Origin of the sequence: Lentzea atacamensis, from assembly GCF_003269295.1 — a bacterium.
Taxonomy (GTDB): domain Bacteria; phylum Actinomycetota; class Actinomycetes; order Mycobacteriales; family Pseudonocardiaceae; genus Lentzea; species Lentzea atacamensis.
Genome location: NZ_QLTT01000004.1, coordinates 339,503 through 365,308 on the forward strand (window position 1 = coordinate 339,503; position 25,806 = coordinate 365,308).

The 25,806-nt window shown below is 71.9% G+C and carries 13 protein-coding genes; 11 read left to right on the forward strand and 2 right to left on the reverse strand.

The features are described 5' to 3' along the window. Position 1 precedes the first annotated feature (1 nt). The 10 genes from C8D87_RS20575 to C8D87_RS20620 all read left to right on the forward strand — a co-directional run bounded on the left by C8D87_RS20575 (position 2) and on the right by C8D87_RS20620 (position 23,136). Positions 2-12,220, forward strand: a complete 12,219-nt coding sequence (locus C8D87_RS20575; protein ID WP_112227967.1) for a non-ribosomal peptide synthetase — start codon at positions 2-4, stop codon at positions 12,218-12,220. After that, positions 12,217-13,407 (forward strand): serine hydrolase domain-containing protein, encoded by a 1,191-nt coding sequence (locus tag C8D87_RS20580; RefSeq protein ID WP_112227968.1) that lies wholly within the window; start codon positions 12,217-12,219, stop codon positions 13,405-13,407. Before C8D87_RS20575 ends, C8D87_RS20580 begins: the two co-directional genes overlap by 4 nt. Then, entirely contained in the window at positions 13,404-14,648 is a 1,245-nt protein-coding gene (locus tag C8D87_RS20585; RefSeq protein ID WP_215732402.1) for an MFS transporter, read from the forward strand. The genes C8D87_RS20580 and C8D87_RS20585 overlap by 4 nt, the downstream gene beginning before the upstream one ends. Positions 14,649-14,684: 36 nt before the next feature. Continuing rightward, a complete protein-coding gene (gene mppP / locus C8D87_RS20590) occupies positions 14,685-15,833 on the forward strand; it encodes an enduracididine biosynthesis enzyme MppP (protein ID WP_112227969.1) in 1,149 nt (382 codons plus the stop codon). Then, positions 15,830-16,978, forward strand: coding sequence for an aminotransferase class I/II-fold pyridoxal phosphate-dependent enzyme (locus C8D87_RS20595; RefSeq protein WP_170166509.1), 1,149 nt, complete (start codon positions 15,830-15,832; stop codon positions 16,976-16,978). The genes mppP and C8D87_RS20595 overlap by 4 nt, the downstream gene beginning before the upstream one ends. Beyond that, the gene (mppR, locus tag C8D87_RS20600) at positions 16,975-17,775 is read left to right on the forward strand and encodes an enduracididine biosynthesis enzyme MppR (RefSeq protein ID WP_112227971.1); all 801 of its coding nucleotides are present in this window, start codon (positions 16,975-16,977) and stop codon (positions 17,773-17,775) included. The genes C8D87_RS20595 and mppR overlap by 4 nt, the downstream gene beginning before the upstream one ends. Before the next feature lie 51 nt (positions 17,776-17,826). Beyond that, positions 17,827-19,068, forward strand: a complete 1,242-nt coding sequence (locus C8D87_RS20605) for a sensor histidine kinase (RefSeq protein ID WP_215732403.1) — start codon at positions 17,827-17,829, stop codon at positions 19,066-19,068. Next, positions 19,056-19,706, forward strand: coding sequence for a response regulator transcription factor (locus tag C8D87_RS20610; protein WP_112227972.1), 651 nt, complete (start codon positions 19,056-19,058; stop codon positions 19,704-19,706). Before C8D87_RS20605 ends, C8D87_RS20610 begins: the two co-directional genes overlap by 13 nt. Positions 19,707-19,880: 174 nt before the next feature. Beyond that, complete coding sequence (locus tag C8D87_RS20615) at positions 19,881-20,573, forward strand: ABC transporter ATP-binding protein (protein ID WP_112228257.1); 693 nt, start codon at positions 19,881-19,883, stop codon at positions 20,571-20,573. A gap of 25 nt (positions 20,574-20,598) precedes the next feature. Then, positions 20,599-23,136 carry an ABC transporter permease gene (locus C8D87_RS20620; protein WP_146771802.1) on the forward strand — a complete coding sequence of 846 codons (2,538 nt, stop codon included), beginning with the start codon at positions 20,599-20,601 and terminating at the stop codon, positions 23,134-23,136. Between the two features lie 96 nt (positions 23,137-23,232). On the opposite strand, the gene C8D87_RS20625 is transcribed toward C8D87_RS20620, so the two are convergent. Together C8D87_RS20625 and C8D87_RS20630 are read right to left on the reverse strand one after the other, a co-directional pair. Beyond that, positions 23,233-24,402: an NAD(P)/FAD-dependent oxidoreductase gene (locus tag C8D87_RS20625; protein WP_112227974.1), complete on the reverse strand. Its 1,170-nt coding sequence runs from the start codon at positions 24,400-24,402 to the stop codon at positions 23,233-23,235. Then, complete coding sequence (locus tag C8D87_RS20630) at positions 24,399-24,716, reverse strand: bifunctional 3-phenylpropionate/cinnamic acid dioxygenase ferredoxin subunit (RefSeq protein ID WP_109637632.1); 318 nt, start codon at positions 24,714-24,716, stop codon at positions 24,399-24,401. The genes C8D87_RS20625 and C8D87_RS20630 overlap by 4 nt, the downstream gene beginning before the upstream one ends. Before the next feature lie 119 nt (positions 24,717-24,835). On the opposite strand from C8D87_RS20630, the gene C8D87_RS20635 reads away from it, so the two are divergent. Further along, complete coding sequence (locus tag C8D87_RS20635) at positions 24,836-25,618, forward strand: IclR family transcriptional regulator (protein ID WP_112228258.1); 783 nt, start codon at positions 24,836-24,838, stop codon at positions 25,616-25,618. The last annotated feature ends 188 nt before the right edge of the window (positions 25,619-25,806 follow it).

A 25,806-nucleotide genomic window follows, 5' to 3' on the forward strand; every position in this document is an offset into this window, starting at 1 on the left:
CGTGGGGGACGAGATGGGCCTTTCGCCCGAGCAGGAGAAGCGGATCGCGTCGCTGCCGGAGCACCTGCGGGAGCTGGCCCGGCGCACGCTGGCGGGCGGGGCGGCGGAGGCGGCCGACCGCATCCCCGCGGTGCGCGGGGACGACCTGCCGGCTTCGGCCGCGCAGCAGCGGTTGTGGTTCTTCCACGAGTTCGAGCCGGAGAGCGTCGAGTACAACGCCCCGCTGGTGCTGCGGCTGACCGGCGAGCTCGACGTCGTGGCGCTGCGCCGCTCGCTGGACCTGGTGGTGCGGCGGCACGAGTCGCTGCGCACGACGTTCGGCTCGGTGGACGGGCGGGTGCGGCAGGTCGTGCACCCACCGGCCGAGGTGCCGGTGCTCGTCACCGACCTGACCGGCGCGGGTCCGGAGGCGCTGGACGAGGTGCTGCTCGCCGAGGTGACCACGCCGTTCGACCTGCGCACCGGGCCGTTGTTCCGGGTGGGCCTGGTCAAGCTCGGTGCGACCGAGCACGTGCTGGTGCTCGGCATGCACCACATCGTCGGCGACGGCTGGTCCACCGGCATCCTGCTGAACGAGCTGACCGCGGCGTACACGGCGGAGGTCCGCGGCGAGCAGCCGGCACTGCCGGAACTGCCGGTGCGGTACGCGGACTTCGCGGCCTGGCAGTGGGAACGCCTGCGCGGCGACGCGCTCGCGGGCCAGCTCGACCACTGGCGCGCGAAGCTCGCCGGGCTGGCGCCGGTGGACCTGCCGTCGGACCGCCCCCGTCCCGCCGTGCGCACGTCGGCGGGCGCGGTGCACCGGTTCGAGGTCGCGGACGAGGTCGCACAGGCGTTGCGAGCACTGGCGAAGCGGCGCGGGGCGACGCTGTTCATGGTGCTGCTGGCCGCGTCGAAGGTGCTGTTCTCCCGGTACGCCGGGCAGTCCGACATCGCGGTGGGCACGGTGACCGCTGGCCGCAACCGCGACGAGCTGGAGAACCTGGTCGGGTTCTTCGTCAACACCGTCGTCGTGCGGTCCACTGTGGACGAGGGGCGGTCGTTCGCGGACTTCCTCGACTCGGTCCGCGAGACCGTCGCCGACGCGCTCGCCCACGACGAGGTGCCGTTCCAGGCCGTGGTCGAGGCGCTGCGGCCCGAACGCGACCCCAGCCGCCCACCGCTGGTGCAGGTGATGGTGAACCTGCAGAACGCGCCCGCCGGGCTCGGCGGCGCACCGGGTCTGGTGATCGAGGACGTCCGCCCGCCCGCGCTCGCCACGAGTCTCGACGTCACGATCGACTTCCACGAGGGGTCGGAGGGCATCACCGGTTTCCTGGAGTACAGCACCGACCTGTTCGACGAGTCCACTGTGGACGCGATGGCGCGCGACCTCGGATTCCTGCTGGAAACCGCGGCGGCCCAGCCGGAGCGGCCGATGCGGGAGCTGCCACTGCTGCCCGCCGCCGAGCTGGAACGGCTGGTCGCGGACGGCACCGGCGAGACTGTCGAGTTCGGTGCGCCGCGTCCCGTGCACGAGCTGGTCGACGAGCGTGCCGCGGCCACCCCGGACGTGATCGCGGTGCGTTCCGGCGACGCTGAGCTGACCTACCGCGAGCTGCGGGCCCGCAGCGCGAAGCTCGCCCGCCACCTCGCCGGACTCGGCGTCGGCAGGGGCACGCTGGTCGCGCTGTGCCTGCCCAGGGGCGTCGACGTCGTGGTCTCGCTGCTCGCCGTGCTCAAGGCGGGCGCCGCGTTCGTGCCACTGGATCCCGCCCACCCCGCCGGACTGCTCGCCCGGCTGCTGAGCGACGCGGCCGCGCCGGTGCTGATCACCGAGGACCAGATCGCCGGCCGGCTGCCGGACACCGGTGCGCGGATCGTCCGCGTGGACACGGCCGAGTGGGAAGCCGAGCCTGCGGAACCGCTCGACGTCCAGGTGTCGCCGGACGACCTCGCCTACGTCATCTACACCTCCGGCTCGACCGGCACACCCAAGGGCGTCCTCGTCGAGCACGGCAACTGCCACCACACCGCGCACGCCTGGAACGCGCGCTACGGGTTCGACGTCCGCCCGCCGCGTTGCCTCTCCGTGTCGAACCCGTCGGTCGACCTGTTCGTCGGCGACGTGCTGTTGTCGCTGCTGTTCGGCGGCACCCTGATCATGTGCCCGCAGGACGTGCTGGGCGACCCGCGCGCACTGGTCGCGCTGATCGAGGACAGCGGTGCCGACGTGCTGGCCACGGTTCCCTCGGTGGCCAGGACGATCACCCGCGAGCTCGCCGCGCGCGACCGGCGCCTCGACGGGCTGCGGCTGCTCGCGGTCGGCTCCGAGGGGTGGCAGGTGCGCGACTGCGCCGAGCTGCTCGACCGGTTGTCGCCGGACACCACCGTGGTCAACGCCTACGGCGTCACCGAGGCGACCGTGGACAGCACCGCGTTCCCGGTGACGGACGGCCTCGGCGCCGGTCCGTTCGTGCCGATCGGCAGGCCGCTGCCCAACACCAGGACCTACGTCCTCGACGCGTACGGCCGTCCAGTGCCCGCCGGTGTTCCCGGTGAGCTCCACCTCGGCGGTCCCGGTGTCGCCCGCGGCTACCTCGGCCGCGACGACCTCACCGCCGAACGGTTCGTGCCGGACCCGTTCGCGGGCGCCCGCATGTACCGCACCGGCGACCTCGTGCGACGGCTGGCCGACGGCACGCTGGTGTACCTGGGCCGAACCGACCAGCAGGTCAAGGTCAACGGGTACCGCGTCGAACCGGGCCAGATCGAACACGTGCTCGGCGAGCACCCGGCCGTGCAGGCGGCGGCGGTCGTCGCCCGCACGTCCGGTCGCACGCGCATCGACGCGTACGTCGTTTTCGTGCCGGGCGACGAGATCGCGGTCCACGACCTGCGCTCCCACCTGGCCGACCTGCTGCCCGCGCCCGCGCTGCCCGCCACCATCACCGTGCTCGGCGAGCTGCCGCTGACCGCGAGCGGCAAGACCGACTACCGCGCGCTGCCCGAGCCCGACGCGGCCGACCGGCAGGTCACCCACACCCCGGCCGTCACCGAGGCGGAGACCGCACTCGTCCGGATCTGGGCGCGGGTGCTGGACCTCGACCCGGAGACGCTGGGCACCACGCACAACTTCTTCGACCTCGGCGGCGACTCGATCCTCGGGCTCCAGGTCGTCGCGCAGGCGCGGGAGGCCGGCCTGCTGCTCACGTCGAAGCAGATGTTCCTGCACCAGACGATCGGCGAGCTCGCCGCGCGGGCAGGTGCGGTCGAGGCGGAAACCGTTGTGCCGCAGGTCGCCGAGGGCGAGGCACCGCTCACCCCGATCCAGCACAACTTCTTCGAGGAGACCCCTGCCGCACGCGAGCACGCCACGCAGTCGGTCTACCTGGAGCTCGCGGAGCGCGTCGACGCCGATGAGCTGCGCGCCGCGTTGCGGACGCTGGCCGAGCAGCACGACGCTCTGCGGCTGAGGTTCGAGGAGGCCGACGGGGAGTGGCGGCAGCGCTACGCGGACGACGGTGAGCACATCCCGCTCACGACGGTGCAGGACGAGGAGCAGGTCGCCGAGGCCCGAACGGGTCTGCGGCTGGACGACGGACCGCTGATGCGCGCGGTTCTGGTCGAAACCGGTGGCGCGCAACGGTTGTTCCTCACCGCGCACCACCTGGTGGTGGACGCCGTCTCGTGGCGGGTGCTGCTCGGTGATCTCGAGCGCGCCCATCGCGGTGCGGACCTCGGCCCCAAGTCCACCTCGTACGGCGAGTGGGCGCACCGGGTGCGCGACCACGTGGCGGCAGGGGCGTTCGACGCCGAGCTGGACCACTGGCGGCAGGCCGAGCAGACCGGCGCCCCGCTGCCCGTCGACGGCGCCGGGGAGAACTCGGTCGCGTCCGAGCGCGAGGTGACCGTCCGGCTGTCCGAGTCCGTCACGTCGGCGCTGCTGCGCGACGTGCCACCGGTGTACCGGACTCAGGTCGACGACGTGCTGCTCAGCGCGCTCGGCACGGTGCTGGCCGACTGGACCGGCGACGACACGGTGCGGTTGCTGCTGGAGGGCCATGGCCGCGAGGACCTGTTCGACGGTGTCGACGTCAGCCGCACGGTCGGCTGGTTCACCACGCTGTACCCGGTCGCGCTGACCGTGCGGGAGCGGGACTGGGACACGGTTCTCAAGTCCGTCAAGGAACAGCTCCGCGCGGTGCCCCAGCGCGGTTTCGGCTACGGCGCGCTGCGGTACCTCGCGGACACCGACCTCGGGCCCGGCTGGCCGCAGATCGCGTTCAACTACCTCGGCCGGTTCGGCGCGGAGTCCGGCGGCGGCCTCTTCGGAGCGTGGCTGGACGCGCCGGGCAGCGACCGCGCGCCGAACCACACCAGGTCGTGCCTGCTCGACGTCACGGGACTGGTGCGGGACAACCGCCTGGAGTTCCGGTGGTCGTACTCGGCGAACCTGCACCACGAACGCACCGTGCGCGACCTGGCCGACCGGTTCGCCGACGCGCTGACCCGCATCGCGGAGCACTGCGCCCTGCCGGAGGCCGGAGGGTGGACGCCGTCGGACTTCCCGCTGGCGGCACTTGACCAGTCCACTGTGGACCGGATCACGGCCGGTCGCGCGGTGGAGGACGTCTACCCGCTCACGTCCGTGCAGCGCGGCATCCTCTTCCACTCGCTGACCGGTCACGGGTCCGACGTCTACCTGAGCCGGTTCGGCATGGTGCTCGACGACGTCGAAGATCCCGCGGCGCTGGCGCAGGCGTGGCAACGTGTCGTCGACCGCACCCCGGTGCTGCGCACCGAGATCGTCTGGCGGGACGTGCCGGAGCCGCTGCAGGTCGTTCGTGCGCCCGGACTTCGCGTGCCGATGGAGCACCACGACCTGCGTGGCCTGCGTCCGGACGAGCAGCGGGCGAAGGTGGAGTCGTTGTGGGACGAGCACTCGGCCCGCGAGCTCGACCTCGGCACGGCACCGTTGATGTGGCTCGCTTTCCTGCGCTTGGACGACACACGTGTGCACGTCTTCTGGTTCTCGCACCACATCCTGCTGGACGGCTGGAGTTTCGCGGGAGTGCTGTCCGACGTGTTCGAGCAGTACGCCGCCTTCACCGGAGCCCCGGCCGCACTCACCCCGAGGCGTCCGTTCCGGGACTACGTGGCGTGGCTCGCGGAACAGGACGTCGCCGCGGCAGAGGAGTACTGGCGGGGCGTGGTGGCCGGGATGACCGCCCCGACACCGCTGCCGTTCGACCGCGCTCCCTTCGGCGCGCACCGGTCCCGCACCTCCGGCCGGATCGAGGTCGGCCTGCCCGCCGGTCTCTCCGAGCACGTGCTGCGGTTCTGCCGCGAGGCGCGGCTGACGCCGAGCACCGTGATCCAGGGTGCGTGGGCGGCGTTGTTGTCGCGTTACAGCGGCGAGTCCGACGTGTGCTTCGGCGCGACGGTCTCCGGCAGGCCCGCCGACCTGGCGGGGGCGGGCGACGTGCTCGGCCTGTTCATCACCACCGTTCCCGTGCGCGTGGACGTGACGGGCAGCGACGACCTCGCCGGCTGGTTGCGGGTGCTGCAGGACACCGTCGCCGAGTCGCGCCAGTACGAGTACGTCTCGCCCGGCCAGATCCAGGGCTGGAGCGAGGTGCCGAGCGGCGTGAACCTGTTCGACAGCATCGTCGTCTTCGAGAACTACCCGTACGACGAGGCAGCGGCGTCGCGCAACGGCATCACGGTCCGCGAGTACGTCGGTGACGAGCAGACCAACTTCCCGCTCGCGCTGACCGCGCACCTGAGCGACTCGCTGCACCTGTTCCTGAACTACGACCCCGAGCTGTTCGACGACGAGACCGTCCAGGCCGTGGCGGGCCATCTGAGCACCGTGCTGACCGCGTTCGCGGACGGTGCGTCAGGTCCGGTGGCCGGCCTGCCGTTGCTGGACGTGCGGGAGCGCGAGCAGCTGCTGGTCGGGTGGAACGGGCGGGAGACCTCGGAGGTCGAGGAGACGCTGCCCGAGCTGTTCGAGGCGAGGGCACGCGCGGTGCCGGACGCGATCGCGATCACCGACGGCGCCACCACCCTGACCTACGCCGAGCTCAACGCCGCGGCCAACCGGCTCGCCCGCGTGCTGGTCTCCCGCGGTGCCGGACCGGGCCGGTTCGTGGCGCTCGTGCTGCCGAGGTCCGCCGAGCTGGTGGTGGCGGTGCTGGCCGTGCTGAAGGCCGGTGCCGGCTACGTGCCGATCGACCCGGACTACCCCGAGCAGCGCGTCCGCGAGGTGCTCGCGGACTCCGCCCCCGCGGTGATCGTCGCGACGTCCGGGATCGACGCGGACGTGCCCGTGGTGGTGCCGGCGGAGACCGAGCTGGCCGGACTGTCCGATGTGGACCTCGACCACGCCGGTCTCACCCCGGCACATCCCGCCTACGTCATCTACACCTCCGGGTCGACGGGCCGGCCGAAGGGCGTGGTCGTCCCGCACTCGAACGTGGTGCGGCTGTTCACCTCGACCAGGTCTTGGTTCGAGTTCGGCGCGGACGATGTCTGGACGTTGTTCCACTCCTACGCGTTCGACTTCTCGGTGTGGGAGCTGTGGGGACCACTGCTGCACGGCGGCCGTCTGGTCGTGGTGCCGCACGCGGTGTCGCGCACACCGCAGGACTTCCTGCGGTTGCTGGCGGAGGAACGCGTCACCGTCCTCAACCAGACGCCGTCCGCGTTCTACCAGCTGATGCGCGCCGATGCGGAGAGCACGGGCCACACGCTGTCGCTGCGCTACGTGATCTTCGGCGGCGAAGCGCTCGATCCGCGCCGGCTGAACGACTGGTACGAGCGGTATGCCGACGACGCTCCCGCTCTCATCAACATGTACGGCATCACCGAGACGACGGTGCACGTCACCTACGCCCCGCTGACGGCCGCCACGACCGGCGGAGTGATCGGCGTGCCGATCCCGGATCTGCGCGTCTACGTGCTGGACGAGCGGCTCGCACCGGTCGCTGTGGGCGTCCCGGGCGAGATGTACGTGGCGGGCGCGGGTCTGGCCGACGGCTACCTGAACCAGCCCGGCCTGACCTCCCAGCGGTTCGTCGCGGATCCGTTCGGCGCGCCGGGCAGCCGCATGTACCGCACGGGTGACGTGGCGAAGTGGACCCGCGCGGGTGCGCTGGAGTACCTCGGACGCTCCGACGAGCAGGTGAAGATCCGCGGCTTCCGCATCGAACCCGGCGAGATCGAGGCGGTGCTCACCGCGCACCCCGCCGTCGCGGAAGCGGCTGTCATCGCCCGCGAGGACGGTCCCGGCGGCAAGCGGCTGGTGGCCTACGTCGTCGGCGACGAGCCGTCGCCCGGTGAGCTGCGCGACCACGCCCGCGACCGGCTGCCGGGGCACATGGTGCCGTCCGCGTTCGTCGTGGTGCCGGAGATTCCGCTGACCCGCAACGGAAAGCTGGACCGCAAGGCGTTGCCCGCTCCCGAGCGGGACCAGGTGAGCAGGCCCTACACGGCTCCCGGCACGGCCGCCGAACGCGCGGTCGCGGACGTCTGGCAGGAGGTGCTCCGGGTCGGCAGGGTCGGCGTCGACGACGACTTCTTCGAGCTTGGCGGCGACTCCATCCTCAGCATCCAGGTCGCGTCCCGGCTGCGGTCGGCGCTGGGCGCGGAGGTCTCGCCCCGGCAGATGTTCGACACGCCGACCGTGCGGGCGCTCGCGGACGCGCTCGTCCCCGGAGAGCCTGGGCAGGAGCGCGTTCCCCGGCTGTCCCCGCAGCCGGAGCAGGCGCCTCTCTCCTTCTCACAGCAACGGTTGTGGTTCCTCGACGAGTTCGCACCGGGCACCGCGGAGTACAACATCCTGTCCGCCGTCCGGCTGCGTGGTGAGCTGCGCGCGGATGTGCTCACCGAGGCGCTGGCGACGCTGGCCGGTCGCCACGAGGCGTTGCGGACCACGTTCGACTACGTCGGCGAACGCCCGGTGCAGGTGGTGCATCCCGTCGGCGACCTGCCGCTGGAGCGCCTCGACGGGGCGGACGAAGACATCCTGCGGCAACGGCTTCGGCAGGAGATGACCCGTCCGTTCGACCTGCGCACCGGCCCGCTGGCACGTGCGTCGCTGGTCGAGGTCGCCGACGACGAGCACGTGCTCGTGCTGACGCTGCACCACATCATCACCGACGGCTGGTCGATGGGCGTGCTCGTCGAGGAGCTGAGCGCCTGCTACACCGCCGCGCTCGACGGTGGGCGGGCGGAGCTGCCGGAACTCCCTGTGTCCTATGTGGACTATGCGGTGTGGCAGCGGGAAAGGTTGTCCGGCGCGGCGCTCGACCGGCAGGTCGACTACTGGCGCGAGCAGCTGGCCGGCGTGACATCGCTGGACCTGCCGACGGACCGTCCTCGTCCGCCGGTGCGCACGTCCGACGGCGCGGCGTGGTCGTTCGAGGTCGACGCCGAGCTGCTCGGCCGTCTGCGCGCACTGGCCCGTGACCGGGAAGCCACGCTGTTCCACGCGTTGGTGGCCGCGGTGCAGGTGTTGCTCGCGCGCTACTGCGGGCAGCGCGACGTCGTGGTCGGCACGGCGACCGCCGGCAGGGACCGCGCCGAGCTGGAGGGCCTGGTCGGCTGCTTCATCAACACCGTCGCCATCCGGTCCGATGTGGACGAGTCGCTGTCGTTCGCGGACTTCCTCACGGCGGTGCGGGCGACGGCGCTGGAGGCGTTCGCGCACGGCGACCTGCCCTTCGAACGGCTCGTCGACGTGCTGCGGCCCGAGCGCGACCCCAGCAGGAACCCTCTCGTCGAGGCGATGGTCGTGCTGGACAGCACGCCGGAGCACCGGCTGGCACTGCCGGGACTGGTGGCCGAGGAGGTCGAGTTCGACGGCGGCGACGCGAGCCACGACCTCAGCGTGGACTTCACCGAGCGCGACGGACGGCTGCTCGGCCGGATCAGCTACAGCACCGGCCTGTTCGACCCGGCCACCGTCGAGCGGCTGGGCCGGCACCTGCTGCTGGTGCTGGAAAGCGTGGTGGCGCAACCGGTCCGGCCGATGCGGGAGCTGCCGCTGATCACGGCGGAGGAACAGCACCGGATGCTCACCGAGTGGGGTGGCACCCCGGTCGACTTCGGCCCGCCGGAACGTCTGCACGACTTGTTCGACGCGATTGCCGCGGAACACCCGGACGGCACCGCGGTGCGGTGCGGCGCCGACAGCCTGAGCTTCGCCGAACTGCGCGCGAAGGCCAACAAGCTGGCCCATCACCTGGTGGGCAAGGGTGTCACCGTCGGGTCGCTCGTCGGCGTCTGCGCCGACCGGGGCGTCGACGCGGTGGTGGCGTTGCTCGCCGTGCTCAAGGCGGGCGGCGCGTTCGTGCCGCTGGAACCGGGCTACCCGGCGCGCCTGCTGAAGGACATGCTCGCCGACGCGGGCGCCGAGGTGCTCCTCTCCGGCGACGGGCTGGCCGAGGAGCACGGGCTGACGGCACGCCACGTCGTGCCGCTCGACTGGTCCCTTGTGGACGGCTGTCCGGACACCCCGCCGGTCACGGAGGTCACGCCGGAGGACCTCGCGTACGTGATCTACACGTCCGGTTCGACCGGCAAGCCCAAGGGCGTCATGGTGGAGCACCGCAACGTGCACCACCTGGCCCGCGTGTGGGACCACCGGTACGGCCTGACCGGGACGCGGCCGAGCTGCCTGTCCGTCTCCGGGTTCGGCGTGGACCTGTTCTTCTCCGACTTCGTGTGGTCGACGCTGTTCGGCGGCACGATGGAGATCTGCCCGGCGGACCTGGTGACCGATCCGCCCGCACTGGTGGACCTGCTCGCCGAGACGCGCGCCGAGCTGTTCGTGACGGTACCGGTGCTGGCCACGGCGATCGCGCGCGAGCTGGCGCGCCGCGGCACGCGTGCCGACTCGTTGCGCGTGCTGGCGGTCGGTTCCGAGGCGTGGCACGCCGGTGAGTGCGCCGAGCTGCTCGAGCGGGTCGGTCCGGACACGATCGTCGTCAACGCCTACGGCGCTACCGAGAACACGGTGGACGCGACGCTGCACGAGGTCTCGCGCGAACCGATCGGCGCCGGACCGTACGTGCCGATCGGCAGGCCGCTGGCGAACACCGGCATCTACCTGCTCGACCCGCACGGACGCCCGGTTCCCGTTGGCGTGACCGGAGAACTGCACATCGGCAGCGCCGGTGTCGGACGCGGTTACCTCAACCGGCCGGAGCAGTCCGAGCGCGCCTTCCTGCCTGACCCGTTCCGGACCGACCCGTACTGGCCGGACTGCCGGATGTACCGCACGGGCGATGCCGCGCGGTGGCTGCCCAACGGCGTGCTGGAGTTCCTCGCGCGCACCGACGACCAGGTGAAGATCCGCGGTCACCGGGTGGAGCTCGGTGACGTCGAACAGGCGTTGACCGGCCACGCCCAGGTGCTGAGCGCGGCCGCGGCGACGCGTGCCGACGGCGGCACCGTCCGGTTGCACGCCTACGTGGTGCCCGCGGGCGAGATCGATCTGCCCGACCTGCGCAGGCACCTCGTCCAGGTGCTGCCCGCGCACGCCGTGCCGTCGACCATCACCGTGCTGGACGAGCTGCCGCTGACCCAGAGCGGCAAGACGGATCGGCGGGCACTGCCCGCGCCCGAGCTGGAGGACGTGACCGGAACCCCTTACCTGGCACCGGGAACACCTGCCGAGGAGACCCTGGCGGGTATCTGGGCCGACGTGCTCGGCGTGCCCGCGACCAGCGTCGGCACGGGACACAACTTCTTCGAGCTGGGCGGCGACTCGATCCTCGGCATCCAGCTGGTGTACCGCGCCCGCGAAGCCGGTCTGCAGATCTCTTCGCGGGAGTTGTTCCTGCACCAGACACTCGGCGAGCTGGCCGCGGTCGCCCAGCCGGCCGGGACGCGCGGACCGGGGGACGAACCCGTGGTGGGCGAGGTGCCGCTGACGCCCGTGCAGCACGAGTTCCTCACCACGAACCAGGTCGCACCGCACCACTTCACCCAGTCGTTCCTCGCGGAACTGGCGGCGGACGTGGACGAGCAGGCCCTGCGCAGGGCACTCGACGCGGTGACAGCGCACCACGACGCGTTGCGCGCCCGGTTCGTCTGCGAAGACGGCCGGTGGCGGCAGTTCTACGCGCCGCCCGCGCAGGTGGACGTGCTCGCCCGGCAGGACCTGAGCGCGATCGGTGACCAGGACCTGCGCGCCGAGCTGGACAAGCGGGCGGCGGAGGTGGACGCGGGCTTCGACCTCGCGACCGGTCCTCTGCTGCGCGCGCTGCTGTTCGATCTCGGCACGCACCGGCGGCCGATGCTGTTCGTCACCGCTCATCACCTCGTGGTGGACACGGTGTCGTGGCGCATCCTGGTCGACGACATCGAGTCCGCGTACCGGCAGGCGCTCGGGGGCGAGATCCGGTTGGGCGCCAGGACTTCGCCCGCTGGTGACTGGGTGCGCGCGCTCACCGGCCACGTCGCGGACGGAGGCTTCGCGGAGGACGTGGCGCACTGGGAGGCACTGCCACCCGCCGTGCCGCTGCCCGCCGACGGGCCGGGACCGGACGTGGAGGCGTCGACCAGGACGGTGTCGTTCTCCTTGACCGAACGGGAGACCCGCGCCCTGCTGACGCTGGCGCCGGGAGCGTTCCGCACTCGGGTCAACGACGTGCTGCTGTCCGGCCTGGCGTGGGCGCTGACGAGGTGGACCGGCGAGCAAAGCGTCGTCGTCGACCTCGAAGGCCACGGCAGGGAAGAGCTGTTCGACGACGTCGACCTCTCCAGGACGGTCGGCTGGTTCACCGCGATCTACCCGGTGGCGCTGCACGTGCCCGCGGGCGAACCGGACTGGCCGGCACTGGTGAAGAACGTCCGGCGGCAGCTGCGGGCGGTGCCAGGCAACGGCATCTCCTACGGCGCGTTGCGGTACCTGGGCGCACCGGGCGCGCTCGCGGACCGCGCGAACGCCGGGGTGCTGTTCAACTACCACGGCCAGGCCGGTGCGGGCGGCGCGGAAAGCCCGCTGTACCAGAGCTTCCACGACCCGGTGGGCGCACCTCGGCACCCGGCCGAGCGCAGGAGCCACGCGCTGGAGGTCGTCGGCGCGGTGAGCGACGGTGTGCTGGCGTTCGACTGGCACCACTCGGCGGACGTGCACGACGAGAAGACGGTCAGGCAGGTCGCGGACGAGCACCTCGCCGCACTCCGCGCGATCGCGCACCACCTCGATCCGGAGGGGACGGCATGAACCCCTCCGAGTTGCTGGAACGCTTGGCGCGCAAGCACGACGTGCCCGGCGCCCAGCTCGTGATCCGGCGTGGCGGCGAGGTCTTCGAGGCGTGCCACGGCGTTACGGCGGAGTCGGCGTTCCCGTTGGGATCACTGACGAAACCGTTCACCGCGGCGCTCGTGCTGACGCTCGCCGAGGACGGTGACCTCGGTCTGGACGAGGTGCTGCCGCGGCTGCCGGTGACACCGCGCCAGTTGCTCACCCACACCGCGGGTCTCGCGGCGAACGTCGAGCAGCAGGAGAGGGTCTCGCGGAAACGCTGGGTCGCCCGCCACTGCCGGCCGGAGGACCTCGTGCACCGGCCCGGCGAGGTGTTCTCCTACTCGAACGCGGGTTACGTCCTCGCCGGGCACCTCGTCGAGGACGTCACCGGCGTGAACTGGTGGGACGCGGTCGAGTCGATCCTGTTGTGGCCGCTGGGAATCACGCCGTCGTTCGTGGCAGGGCCGCCGACCGGACGCCGGCCGGTGCCGGGGCACAGCGGCTCGCGGGTCATCACGGACCAGGCGTTGCCCGAGCTCGAGGCACCGGCGGGCGCGCTGGCGCTGAGCGCGGCCGACCTGGCGGCGTTCGCGCTGAAACACGACGCCGCGATGCGCCAAGACCACCTGGCCGGGCACCCGGCGGGCCCGTACGGCCTCGCCGACGGCTGGGGTCCCGGCTGGGCGGTGTACCGGGAAGCGGGCCGCACCTGGTTCGGCCACGACGGCACCGGCGACGGCACCTCGTGCCACCTGCGGTTCGAACCGGACTCCGCGACGGTGGTCGCGCTGACCACGAACGCGGCCACCGGCTCGGCGCTGTGGCCGGATCTCGTCGACGAACTGCGGGCGGACGGCATCGCGGTGGCCGACCACCGGCCGGCGCCGGACGGACCCGAAGCGACTGAGGCACAAGCGGAAGAGCTGACCGGCCGGTACGCCAACGGCGACGCGCTGGTCGACGTCGCGCACCGCGGCGGCGGACGGCTGGACCTCTCGATCGACGGCGGGCCGGGCGTCACCGTGACCTGCCGGGCCGACCTGACCTTCACCGTGCCCGGCAGTCCGGTCACACCGGGACGGTTCCTGCCCGGTCGTCTGCTCCAACTCGGTGGCCGGACCGCCCGGCCGCTACCAGCACAAGGCAGGAGAACGTCACAGTGACGCCGACCGAGGCGGGAAGCGCGGTGCGGCCGTCCGTCCCGTTGTCCCGCAACCGCGACTACAACGTCCTGTGGATCAGCAGGCTCGTCTCCGAACTGGGCAGCGAGCTCGCGCTGATCGGCTTCCCCCTGCTGATCCTCGCCACGACGCGGTCGGCGGTGGAGATCGGCCTGGTCGCCACCACCATGGCGGTGGCGCTGCTGCTGGGATCGGTGCCCGCCGGCTATCTCGCGGACCGCTTCGACCGCAAGGTCGTGATGGTGGTGTGCGAGGCCCTGCGGGCGGTGGCGATGGCCAGCGTCGCGGTCGCGCTGTACTTCGACGCCTACTCGCTGCCGCACATCCTCGTGGTCGCGGCGATCGACGGACTGCTCGTCTCGGTGTTCGGTCCCGCGGAGGACGCCGCCCTGCCGAGCGTCGTCGCGCCGGAGCAGCTCTCGCAGGCGGTGGCACGCAACACCGCCCGCCCGTACCTCGCGAGCCTCGCAGGCCCGCTGGCGAGCGGCGTGCTGTTCACCGTGGACCACATGCTGCCGTTCGCGCTGAACGCGGCGATGCTCATCCTGTCCTGCATCGCGTTGCTGACGCTCCGCCTGCCGAAGGGCGCGTCCCCGGCGGCGGAGGACGAGCAGGAAACCGGAGAACCGGTCGGGCTGCGCTGGGTGTGGCAGCACCGTCCTATCAGGACGACCCTGATCTGGGTCGCGCTCGTCCAGCTCGTGTTCAGCGCGCTGGTCGTCATCATCCTGGCCGTGTCCGGCGAGGACCAGGTCGGTCCCGGCGAGATCGGCGTGATGATGGCCTGCTTCGGCGCGGGCGGCCTGATCGGCGCCGCGCTCGCCGCCAGGCTGCACGACGCGCTGCCCGCGTCGGTGATCATCATCGGCTTCTCCTGGCTCGCGGCCGTGCTGATCTTCGTCATGGCCTTCACGCCCGGCGGCGTGCTGCTGGGTGTCGTGCTCGGCGTGGTCGCGATGTTCATGCCCGTCACCGTCACGACGGTGATGACCTACCAGATGTCCGTCACGGCCGACGAGCTGCGCGGGCGGCTCAGCGGTCTCGTCGGTCTCTTCACCGGCGCCGCCGGCGCGCTCGGCCCGGTCGCGGGCGGTGCGCTCGCCTCCGGCGACGGCACGACCGGCCTGATGGCGTGCGCGGCCGCGGCCGCGGTGATCGCCGTCGGCGCCACCCTCAGCCCCACCCTCCGCCGTTTCCCGGCGCCCGGCAGGCAAGCGGCTTGACCTGTCTCCACCACCTGTTAAGGAGCTCGTGAGCACATGCAGGACACTCGGTCGACCGTGGTCAGCGACGACGCGCTGGGCAACCTCACCCAGTTCGAATTCCTGGCCCTCAACAGTTCTCTGAACCTCGCGGACGGTCACGCCCGCCAGGACCTCACCCTCGGCCAGTCGCGGGTGGTCGAGGACCTGCCGCAGCTGTGGGCGCAGGCCGTGAAGCAGCCCGTCGACGAGATCGAACGCGAGGCCATCGGCACCTACTTCGAACTCCTCGGCCAGCACTCCTACCCGGCGGCGGAGGGACGCGTCCTCAGCTGCTACTCGTCGTCCGTCGCGATGGAGATCTTCGCACGGTCGCTCGCGACCGTGGCCGAGCGGATCGCGTTGGTGCACCCCACGTTCGACAACATCCCGGACATCCTGCGCGGTGTCGGGCTGGAGCTCGTCGCCGTCGAGGAGGAGCAGCTGCACGGCGGCGACCTCGACGCGGCACTGCTCGACTCGGTGGGATGCCTGTTCGTCACCACGCCGAACAACCCCACCGGCAAGGTCGTCTCCCGTGAGCGGCTGGCGCGGCTCGCCGAGCAGTGCGCCCGGCACGACGTCGTGCTGACGCTCGACACGTCGTTCCGCGGGTTCGACCCGGCCGCGCACTACGACCACTACGAGGTGCTGCGCGACAGCGGGTGCCGCTGGGTGGTCATCGAGGACACCGGCAAGCTGTGGCCGACGCTGGAGCTGAAGGTCGGCTGGCTGGTGTCGTCCGAGCACAACGGCCTGCCGCTGGGCAAGGTCTACTCCGACATCCTGCTCGGCGTCTCACCGCTCGTGCTGCTGATGATCAAGCGCCTCGCCGAGGACGCGGCCGACGGCGGTCTCGCCGACCTGCACCGGTTCATCGCGACCAACCGCGCGATCGTGCGCGACGGGCTCGCGGGGGTGCCGGAGGTGACCTTCCCCGATCCGCTCAGCCGTGCGAGCGTCGAGCGCGTGCACCTCGGTTCCCGCTCGGGTCTCGCCGTGTGGCAGGAACTGCGGCAGCACAACCTGTTCGCGCTGCCGTGCGGGCCGTTCCACTGGGCCCGGCCGGAGGAGGGCGGGAACTGCCTGCGCATCGCCCTGTCCAGGTCGCCGGAGGCGGTGGAGGCCGCCACCCGGTTGCTGCGATCGGTGCTGGTGGCCTCGTGACGGAGTTCCCCCCTGGCTGGCGCCTCGGGGTCGTACAGGAGGTGGCACCGCCCGGCGTGGCCGACCTCGGGCCGGGTTATCCCGGTCCGGACCTGCACCCCGTCGGGCTGGTGCGGTACGCGTACGCGAGGGCGCTGGACGAGTTCGGGTCCGCCGCCCTCGCCTACGGGGACAACGCGGGAGCGCTCCCGTTGCGCGAGGTGCTCGCGCGGCGGGCGCGTCTCGCGGACCCCGGCGGCGTGGTGGTGACGGCTGGTACCTCGCAGGCGTTGCACCTGCTCGGCACCACGCTGGCGGCACCGGGACAGACCGTGGTGACGGACCGGCTCGGCTACGACTACGGGCGGGCCATCCTCACCAGCTGCGGCCTGCGGCTCGCGCACGTGCCCGCGGACGCCGACGGGATGGACCCCGGCGCGCTGGACGACGCGCTGGCCGCGTCGGACACGGCTTTCGTCTACCTCAACCCGACCTTCCACAACCCGACCGGGCAGGTGGTGCCCGAGCGCAGGCGCCGGGAGCTGCTGGAGGTGACGGTCCGGCGCGGCGTTCTCGTCGTCGAGGACGACGCGTACGCCGAACTGGGCCTCACTTCAGCCGCGACCCCGCCGGCACTGGCCGAGCTGGATCCCGATGGCGTGATCCGGCTGGGCACCTTCTCCAAGACGATCGGTCCCGGCCTGCGGCTGGGCTGGCTGACCGCCGCACCGGCCGTGGCGTCCCGGCTGCTGCGGCACGGCCTGTTCCACAGCGGCGGCTCGCTGAACCACCTGGCGTCGCTGGCGGTGGCGGTGATGATCACCAGCGGCGAGTACGACCAGCACCTGGACTGGTTGCGCGGCAGGCTGCGCAGCCGCCGCGACGCACTGCTCGGGGCGCTCGGCGACCTGGACGTCACGACTCCGGACGGCGGCTTCTTCCTCTGGCTGCGCTTCGGCGCGGGACAGTCGGAGGACGACCTCATGGCCGCCGCGGCCGCGGCCGGGGTGCGGGTCGCCGCCGGCTCACGGTTCGGTGCGGCGCGCTCGCCCCGCATCCGGCTCTCCTACAGCCTCAACCGTCCCGCAGAACTCGCGTCCGCGGGTCGTGCGCTCCGCACGGCCTGGGCGCGGTCCGGGGCACTACCGGAACGGATCTCCTCATGACCGCGACGAGCCTGCCCACGCCCGTCGGCTACAGCCTGCCGCTGTCGCCGAGCGGCACGTCCGCGATGATCACGCCGCCACCGTGGCACTTCGCCGGTGACGTGATCATGGTCGACTACCGGGTGGATCCGGACGCCGCCGCCCGGTTCCTGCCGCCGGGACTCGACCTCGGACCCGATCCGGGCGCGGCCGCCGCCGTGTTCGCCGAGTGGCAGTGGTGCTCGGAGTCCGGCGCCGAGCTCGCGGATCCGGCGACCTGCCAGTTCACCGAGTTCCTGCTGCTGATCGGCTGCAGCCACGAGGGCAGGCCGATGGCCCGCTGCCCGTACGCGTGGGTCGACCAGCCGGTGCCGCTGGTGCGCGGCTGGATCCAGGGCATGCCGAAGCAGTTCGGCGCGATCCACCAGACGCGGCCGAAGCCGGTCGGCGTCGCCGGGCAGCGGCCCGCGCCGGGAGAGCGCTTCCACGGCTCGCTCTCCGTGTCCGGCAGGCGGGTGGCGGAGGCGAGCGTCAAGCTGACCGGACTCGCGGACGAACCTCCCGTGCTGCACACCGTGCCGTTGGTGCACACGAGGTACTTCCCTGCGTGGACGCCCGAGGACGAGCCGGTGAGCGAGCTCGTCACCTCGGAGGTCACCGGGGTCGAGTTCACGCCGGTGTGGCGGGGTGTGGCCGATCTGCGCCTGTTCGACGTGCTGGACGGGGACTTCGCCGCGCTGGCACCGGTCGAGATCGGCGCGGGGTACGTGTTCTCCTACGCCGAGACGCTCCAGGGTGGCCGCCTGCTCGGCTCCTAGCCCGATCCGGGAAGATGGCCTGGCGCCGGGACACGGGGAGGTGGCGCGGGGGTGAGTGCGGTCTGGGGCGGGGTGCGTCGCACCGTGCCCACCATGGTGCTCATGGCGCCGTCCTCGGTCGTGACGGCGTTGTTCCCCCTCGCCCTGCTCGTCGCCGCGCTGGCGATCGTCGCGGGCGGCGTGGGCCTGGTCTTCCTGCCGATGGTGCTGGTGGTGCTGCGGCTGTGGACCGACACGCACCGCGTCCTGGCGGGCCATCTGCTCGGCAGGCCGGTGCGCCGGCGGTTCCAGCCGTTGCGCGGCGGGGTCTTCAGCTGGTGGCGCGGCGTGTTCGGGGACCCGACGACGTGGCGCGACCTCGCCTGGCTGCCGGTGCAGGTCGTGATCGGGCTGCCGCTCGGCCTGCTGACGGCGTTGCTGCTGGGACTGCTGCTGGCCTCGCTGGGCGGCACGTTGTTCTGGTGGGCGCTGCCCGACTCGGATCCCGTGCAGCTGCTGCCGGGGGTGACGATCGCGGACTGGGGCACGGCGGTGCTCAGCGGCGTCCCGGTGCTGATGGTCTCGGGGGTCCTGCTGATCTTCGTGGTGCCGGGCCTCGCCCGGTGGTGGGCCGCGCTGACGCTGGCGGTGCTGGACCGCTCGGACGCCGAGCAGCTCGAGGAACGCGTCGAGGTGCTCACCGAGTCGCGCGCCGGGGCACTCGCCGCGCACGGCGCCGAACTGCGCCGCATCGAACGCGACCTGCACGACGGGATCCAGGCCCGGCTGGTGTCGATCGCGCTGCGGCTGGGCATCGTGCGGCAGACGATGACCACCGAGCCCGACGTGGCGAGCACGTTGCTGGCGGAGGCGAGCGAGGGCGTCGAGGCGGCGATGACGGAGCTGCGCACCATCGTGCGCGCGATCTACCCGCCGATCCTCGCCGACCGCGGCCTCGCCGGCGCGGTGCGGTCGCTCGTGGCCGACTGCCCCGTGCCCGCCCACCTCGACCTGGACGAGACCGGTGAGCTGCCGGCCGCCGTGGAGACGGCGGCCTACTTCGCGCTGGCGGAGGCACTCACCAACGTGGCCAAGCACAGCGGCGCGAAGTCCGTCGACGTGCGGGTGCGCACAGCGGGGGAATGGCTGGTCGTCGAGGTGACCGACGACGGCAGGGGTGGTATCGACGAGGCGGGAGGCAGCGGCGTGGTCGGCATCCGGCGCCGGGTCGCCGCGCTGGACGGAGTGGTGAAGGTGGAGAGCCCGGCGGGCGGACCGAGCAGGATCGTGGTGGAGCTGCCGTGCGGGCGGTGATCGCGGAGGACAACGTCCTGCTGGCGGAAGGACTCGCGCTGCTGTTGTCCAGGGCGGGGTTCGAGGTCGTGGCCAGAGTCGTCGACGGCGACAGCTTCGTGGAGGCCGCGGTCGAGCACCGCCCCGAGGTGTCGATCGTGGACGTGCGGATGCCGCCGACGTTCCGCGACGAAGGCATCCGGGCCGCACTGGAGGCCCGGCGCCGCGTGCCCGGCCTGCCGGTGCTGGTGCTCTCCCAGTACGTGGAGACCAGCTACGCCACCGAGTTGATGGCCGGAGCGCCCGGCGGTGTCGGCTATCTGCTCAAGGACCGCGTGTCACGGGTCGAGGAGTTCGTCGACGCGCTCGTCCGGGTCGCGGGCGGCGGCACGGTGATGGATCAGGAAGTGGTGCGGCAGCTGCTGACCCGCCGCACCAGCGATCCGATCGACAACCTGTCCCCGCGCGAGCGCGAGGTGCTGGCGCTGATGGCGCAGGGCCAGGACAACACGACCATCAGGAACCACCTGCACATCACCGAGTCGTCGGTGCAGAAGCACATCGGCGCGATCTTCACCAAGCTCGGCCTGCAGCCGGCGGACAGCGGCAACCGGCGGGTGCTCGCGGTGCTCGCGTATCTCAACAGCGAGCGCGCCTGACCTGCTTTGACCCGATCGGGGGTGTGGCCAGCTACACCCCCAAGATCGCAGCGAACTGCGATGTGGCGGGACCGCCGGCCGAGTTGACTTGGGTACATGTTCGGCACAAGGGGACAAACGACCGCACCGGTGGGCAGGTCGATCGGCGACGCCGTCACGCTGGTGGACGTCACGATGAACTACGGCACGAAGTACGCGGTGGTGCACGCCGTCCGTCAAGTGGCGCTCGGCTTCGGCCGCGGCTCGATGACAGCGGTGATGGGCCCGTCCGGTTCCGGCAAGACCACGTTGCTGCACTGCGCGGCAGGGTTGATCAGGCCGAGCGCCGGGCAGGTGTTCATCGGCGAGACGGACATCAGCAGGCTCGACGAGGACTCGCTCGCACGGTTGCGCCGCAGCCGCATCAGCATGGTGTTCCAGGCCTACAACCTGCTGCCCGCGCTGACCGCCGAGCAGAACGTCATGCTGCCGCTGCGACTCGCCGGGCACAGGCCGGCCTCGGCCCAGGTGATCGACGCGCTGCGCCAGGTCGGGCTCGCCGACCGTGCCAAGCACCGCCCTGGACAGCTCTCCGGCGGTCAGCAGCAGCGCGTCGCGATCGCCCGCGCGCTGATCACCAACCCGGAGGTGCTCTTCGCCGACGAGCCGACGGGTGCGCTGGACGTCCACAACGGACGTGAAGTGCTGAGTGCGTTGCGGCACCTCGTCGATGTACGTGGACAGACGGTGGTGATGGCGACCCACGACCCGATGGCTGCCGCGTGCGCGGACCGGGTCGTGTTCCTCAGCGACGGAGTCGTGGTCGCCGAGCAGCGGCAGCCCACGCCCGAGACGGTCGCGGCCAAGCTCGCCGCGCTGGGGGGCTGAGGTGTTCTGGATCTCCGCACTGTCGGTGCGAACACGCTGGAGGCTGTTCACCGGCCTGATCGTCGTGGTCGTGCTCGGCGTGACGATGCTGGCGGCCACCGGCCAGATGCTGCTCGCCACCAGGGACGCCTCTCTCGTGCGCGACCAGATCGGTGCGGGCCGCTTCGAAGCCGCGTCGGTCGTCGTGCGTGCCCAGCAACGCGCGCACATCCCGACTGACGACGGTGACACGACGTTCGACTACGCGCCGCTTCTGCTGGAGGCGCGCCGGATTCCCGTCAACCTGACGACCAAAGTGGACGCTGTACCCGGGGTCAGGGCCGTCCATCCGGACCGCACGTTCTCGGCGACCCTCGTCGGAGGAGAGGACGGCACGCGGGCAGGGCACGGGTGGTCGAGCGCCGCGCTCGCGCCGTACCGGCTGACCGCGGGCACCGAACCCCGCTCGCGGGACGAGGTCGTGCTGGACGAGGACACGGCGAAGCGTCACAACCTCGAACCCGGCGACCGCACCGATGTCATCACGCTCGGCGGTGTCCGCGCGGTGAAGGTCGCCGGCGTCGCGAAGGGACCGGGCGGCGACGGGCGGTTCGCCGTCGCCGCGGTGTTCTTCACCGACCAGGCGGCGGCCGAACTGACCGGCGCGAGCGACCAGGTCGACGCGATCGGGGTGTTCGGCGAGGACGGCACGACACCGGAGGCACTGGCCGAGCAGCTGCGCCAGGCGCTCGGCGACCCCTCGCTGGTGGTCGTGACGGGCGCGGACAAGCTCGACCCCGCGACGGTCAGCGACTACACCAGCGCCGTCACCGACGCGGGTTCGTTCCTCGCGATCACCGCGCTCATCTCGGCGTTCGTGTCGATCTTCGTCGTCGCCAGCACGTTCGCCTTCGTGGTGGCACAACGCAGGCGGGAGCTCGCGCTGCTGCGCACCGTCGGCGCCACGCCGAAGCAGGTGCAGCGGATGATGATCGGCGAGGCCGCCATCGTCGGAGCGCTGGCCTCGGCGGCCGGCTGCGTCCTCGGTGCCATTGGCGGGCAGGTGCTCGCGGGGCTGACCGTGAGCTTCGGCATCGCACCGCCGGGCTTCAGCGCACCCGTGTCACCACTGGCGCTCACCGTGGCTTTCCTCGTGGGCGTGGGCGTTTCGGTGCTCGGCGTGTTCGCCGCGTCCCGCCAGGCGGGCAGGGTCGCGGCGGTGGAGGCGTTGCGGCAGGCCGATGTCGAGCAGGGCGTGATGACCCGCGGCCGCTGGCTGATCGGCATCGGCTTCTTCGGCCTCGCACTGCTGATGATCCTGCTGATGGCACGTGTCGGCGGCGAGGCCTCGGTCGTGTTCGCGATCGTCCTGACCGAGGTGCTGGTCGTCGCACTGGCCGCACTGGCACCGCTGTTCGTGCCACCGCTGGTGTGGCTGCTGTCCCGGCCGCTGACGGCCTGGACGGACGTGACCGGCCTGCTCGCCGGCGCCAACAGCCGGGTGGCGCCACGCCGCGTCGCCGCGCTGGCGGCACCGATCCTCATCACCGTGGCGATCGGCTCGTCGATGCTGGGCGTGATCGCGACGACCAGCGCGACAGCGGCGGCCGACGCGCGAGCGCACCTGTCCGCGCCGTTCGTCGTGACGGCACAAAGCGGAGCGGGCCTGCCGCAGGACACCATCGACAAGATGAAGTCCGTGCCGGGCGTCGTGGACGTGGCCGGCGTGGTGAAGACGAGCGGCTGGGCACCGAACCTGGGTGAACCGGACCAGGTGACCATGGGCGTCGCCGACCCGAGGACTCTCGGCGCGGTGTTCAGGGTGGCACCGGCATCGGGTTCGCTGGACCGGTTCGCCGGCGCGTCCGTGGTGGTGACCCGCGAGGCGTCGAACCTGCTGGGCTGGACGGCGGGCCAGCAGGTGACGGTGTACCTGGGCGACGGCACCCCGGCCCCTGTGACCGTGGCCGCCGTGCTGAGCGCCGACGCCGGCCTCCCGGACATCCTGCTGTCACCGGAGATCGCGCGCGGCCACGTGCACGACCCGCTGACCAGCGAGGCCTACGTGTTGCTGGCGCCGGGCGCCGACACCGGCGACGTGCGCAAGGCCCTCGCCGCCCTGCCTGCCGTGGAGGTGTCGACCGCGGAGGACTGGCTGACCACCCAGTCCCAGAACTCGCAGCAGGACAACCTGATCGCGATCGCCCTGCTGTTCGGCATGGCCATCCTCTACACGGGAATCTCCATCGCGAACACCCTGGCGATGTCGATGGGTGAGCGCACGGAGGAGATCAGGCTGATGCGCCGCATCGGTGCGACGGGCCGTCAGATCACCGGCGTGATGCTGGGCGAGATCCTGGCGGTGGTGCTGGTGGGTGTGGTGCTGGGTCTGCTGGTGGCCGTCATCACCATCATCGGCGTGTGGCGCGGCCTCGCCTCAACGGGCGCCGAAGCCGTCATGGACCTTCCGCTGCTGCAACTCGGCGGCGTGGTGTCGACGTGTGTGGTGATCGCGCTGGTAGGAGGCATGGTGCCGACGATGCGCGCCCTCCGCGTGACGGCGGCGGCACGGCCCGCCGAGTGAGTCGTGGCGGTGTCCCGGTACGTGCCGGGACACCGCCATGGAACTCCACTGTGGACGATTGCTCCAGTTCGCCGATCATGCTGTGTCCGAGGTGCGTCAGTGGCCGGCCGCGGCCGAGAGCCGGCGGCGCATCCTGCCGAAGAGCTTGGCGTTGTTCATGGCGAGGACGCCGACGGCGTGGCCGTCGCGGCGGAACTCGGCGACGAACTTCCGGTCGTCGGGAGAGCCGTCGATCATGGCGATCTCGTCCGCGCCGCTGGTCTCACCCGCGAGCTGCAGTCGAACGCCGTACTGGTCGGACCACACGTAACCGGACGGCCGGAACGTGTCGAGGGTGGTGCCCGCCAGGAGGTTGCGCACGGCCACGACCGGTTGCTCCGAGGCGTTCGTCCAGTGCTCGTGGCGGACCTGGCGGCCCTCGGGTGTGCGGTACCTGGCGACGTCGCCGACGGCGACCACCGAGGGGATCGGCGTGACGCAGCCGGTGTCGCACAGCACCCCGTTGTCGAGCGGGAGCCCGGATCCGTGCAGCCAGCCGGTCGCGGGCTCCATGCCGACACCCGCCACCACGACGTCGGCGGGCAGGTGCGAGCCGTCCTGGAGGGTCACGCCGTTCACCCGCGTGCCGTCGGCGGTGAAGCCGGCGACACCGACGCCGAGGCGCAGGTCGACGCCGTGGTCCGCGTGCAGGTCGGCGCAGATCCGGCCCAGCGACGCGCCGAGGGCGCGTTCCATCGGTACCGGGGCGGCCTCGGCCACCGTCACGTCGAGGCCCAGTTCGCGGCAGGTGGAGGCGACTTCGGCGCCGATCCAGCCCGCGCCGACGACCACGACGCGGGCGCCGGGGCGCAGGTCCGCGCGCAGGGCGACGGCGTCGTCGAGGGTCCGCAGCGTGTGCACGCCGCCGAGCGCAGAGGTACCGGGCAGCGTGCGGGCGCGGCCGCCGGTGGCGATCACGAGGCCGTCTGTCCGCACGATCTCGCCAGTGGAGAGGTGGATCTCGCCCGCGTGCGGGTCGACCCGTTCGGCGCGGACCCCGAGGCGCCACTCGGCTGCCCATTCGTCGACGTCGCTCTGCTCGGCGAGTGCGAGCTCCTCGGCGGGCAGGGTGCCCGCGAGGAACGCCTTGGACAGAGGTGGCCGGTCGTAGGGCGCGTGGACCTCTTCGCCGATGACGACCACGCGCCCGTCGAAGCCCTGCTTGCGGAGCTCCTCCACGGAACGCAGGCCCGCCAGCGAGGCTCCGGCCACCACGACCGTTCTCATGCGACGGCCTCGCGACTCCGCGTGTCGACGTAGATCACGCCGTCCTGCACGACGACCGGATACGTGCGCACCGGCTTCTTGGCCGGCAGGCAGGTCGGGACACCGGTGCGGAGGTCGAAGCTCGCGGCGTGCAGCGGGCACTCGACGAAGCAGCCCTCCAGCCAGCCCTCGGAGAGGGAGGCGTCCTGGTGGCTGCACGTGTCGTCGATGGCGTAGAACTCGCCGTCCGCGTTGAAGACGGCGATCGCCACGTCTCCCGAAACGCGAACGGACTCGCCGGCGGGCAGGTCGTCCACGGCGCAAGCGGTGATCATCTCAAGCCCTCCGTTGCGTATTACGGAACACGGTGTGCGATACGCAACAGCAGGATGGCTCAGGATCAGGAGGACCGTCAAGGAGCAAGGGTGTTGCGCCAGTCGGTTACCGTCGCGTGATGCGCAACAACGGGGAGGAGCGCGACGCCGCGCTCGTGCAGTCGGTCGACCGGGCGGTCGCCATCCTCGAGCTGCTGGCACGCAACGGCGAGGCGGGGATCACCGAGATCGCCGCCGAGCTCGGGGTGCACAAGTCCTCGGCGTCGAGACTGGTCTACACCCTGCGGGCCCGTGAACTGGTGGAGCAGAACGGCGAACGCGGCCCGTTCCGGATCGGCCTCGGCATGCTCGAGTTCGCCGGAGCGGTGACCGGCCAGCTCGACTGCGTGCGGCTCGGCGGCCCGGTCTGCTCCACGCTCGCGGAACGGCTGGGGGAGACCGTCAACATCGCGGTGCTCGACGGGAACCGCGCGGTCAACGTGAGTCAGGCGCGTGGAAGCTCCGCGGTGGCGGCGCAGAACTGGGTCGGCCGGCGCACTCCCCTGCACGCCACGTCGAGTGGCAAGGTCCTGCTGGCCGGGGAGTCGCCGGAGAGCCAGGAGCGCCTGCTCGCCGGCGACCTGGAGCCCTGCGCCCCGCGCACGATCACGGATCCCGTGCGGTTGCGCGCCGTGCTGCGGCGCACGGCGGAGGACGGGTACGCGACGTGCATCGAGGAGCTGGAGCCAGGCCTGCACGCGGTCGCGGTTCCCGTGTTCGGTGCGCACGGCGACGTCGTCGCGGCCATCAGCGCCGCCGGGCCCGCGTACCGGCTGTCGCAGAAGCGCATTCCCGAGATCGTCGACGAGCTGCGGACGGCGTCGCGCGACCTCTCCGTCCGGATGGGGCACCCCGTGTCCTGACAGCCCGCGCCGACCGGCGAGCCCCCGGCCCGAGCCGGGGGCTCGTTCGCGTTTCGGGCTTGTGACCACCCGGAACGTCGTCGTATCGGATGCGGCCGTCCGTGCGACGGGGGCTTGACAACCTCGCGCCCGAGTCTCACCGTGATGCGCGTCGCAGTTGCACAATGCGAACAAGGTTGCGCATTACG

Excerpts from the sequence above, each read along its gene's own strand:
- C8D87_RS20580 (WP_112227968.1), top strand. The coding sequence starts at position 12,217 with ATGAACCCCTCCGAGTTGCTGGAACGCTTGGCGCGCAAGCACGACGTG.
- mppP (WP_112227969.1), top strand. The coding sequence starts at position 14,685 with ATGCAGGACACTCGGTCGACCGTGGTCAGCGACGACGCGCTGGGCAAC.
- mppR (WP_112227971.1), top strand. The coding sequence starts at position 16,975 with ATGACCGCGACGAGCCTGCCCACGCCCGTCGGCTACAGCCTGCCGCTG.
- C8D87_RS20615 (WP_112228257.1), top strand. The coding sequence starts at position 19,881 with ATGAACTACGGCACGAAGTACGCGGTGGTGCACGCCGTCCGTCAAGTG.
- C8D87_RS20625 (WP_112227974.1), bottom strand. The coding sequence starts at position 24,402 with ATGAGAACGGTCGTGGTGGCCGGAGCCTCGCTGGCGGGCCTGCGTTCC.
- C8D87_RS20630 (WP_109637632.1), bottom strand. The coding sequence starts at position 24,716 with ATGATCACCGCTTGCGCCGTGGACGACCTGCCCGCCGGCGAGTCCGTT.
- C8D87_RS20635 (WP_112228258.1), top strand. The coding sequence starts at position 24,836 with ATGCGCAACAACGGGGAGGAGCGCGACGCCGCGCTCGTGCAGTCGGTC.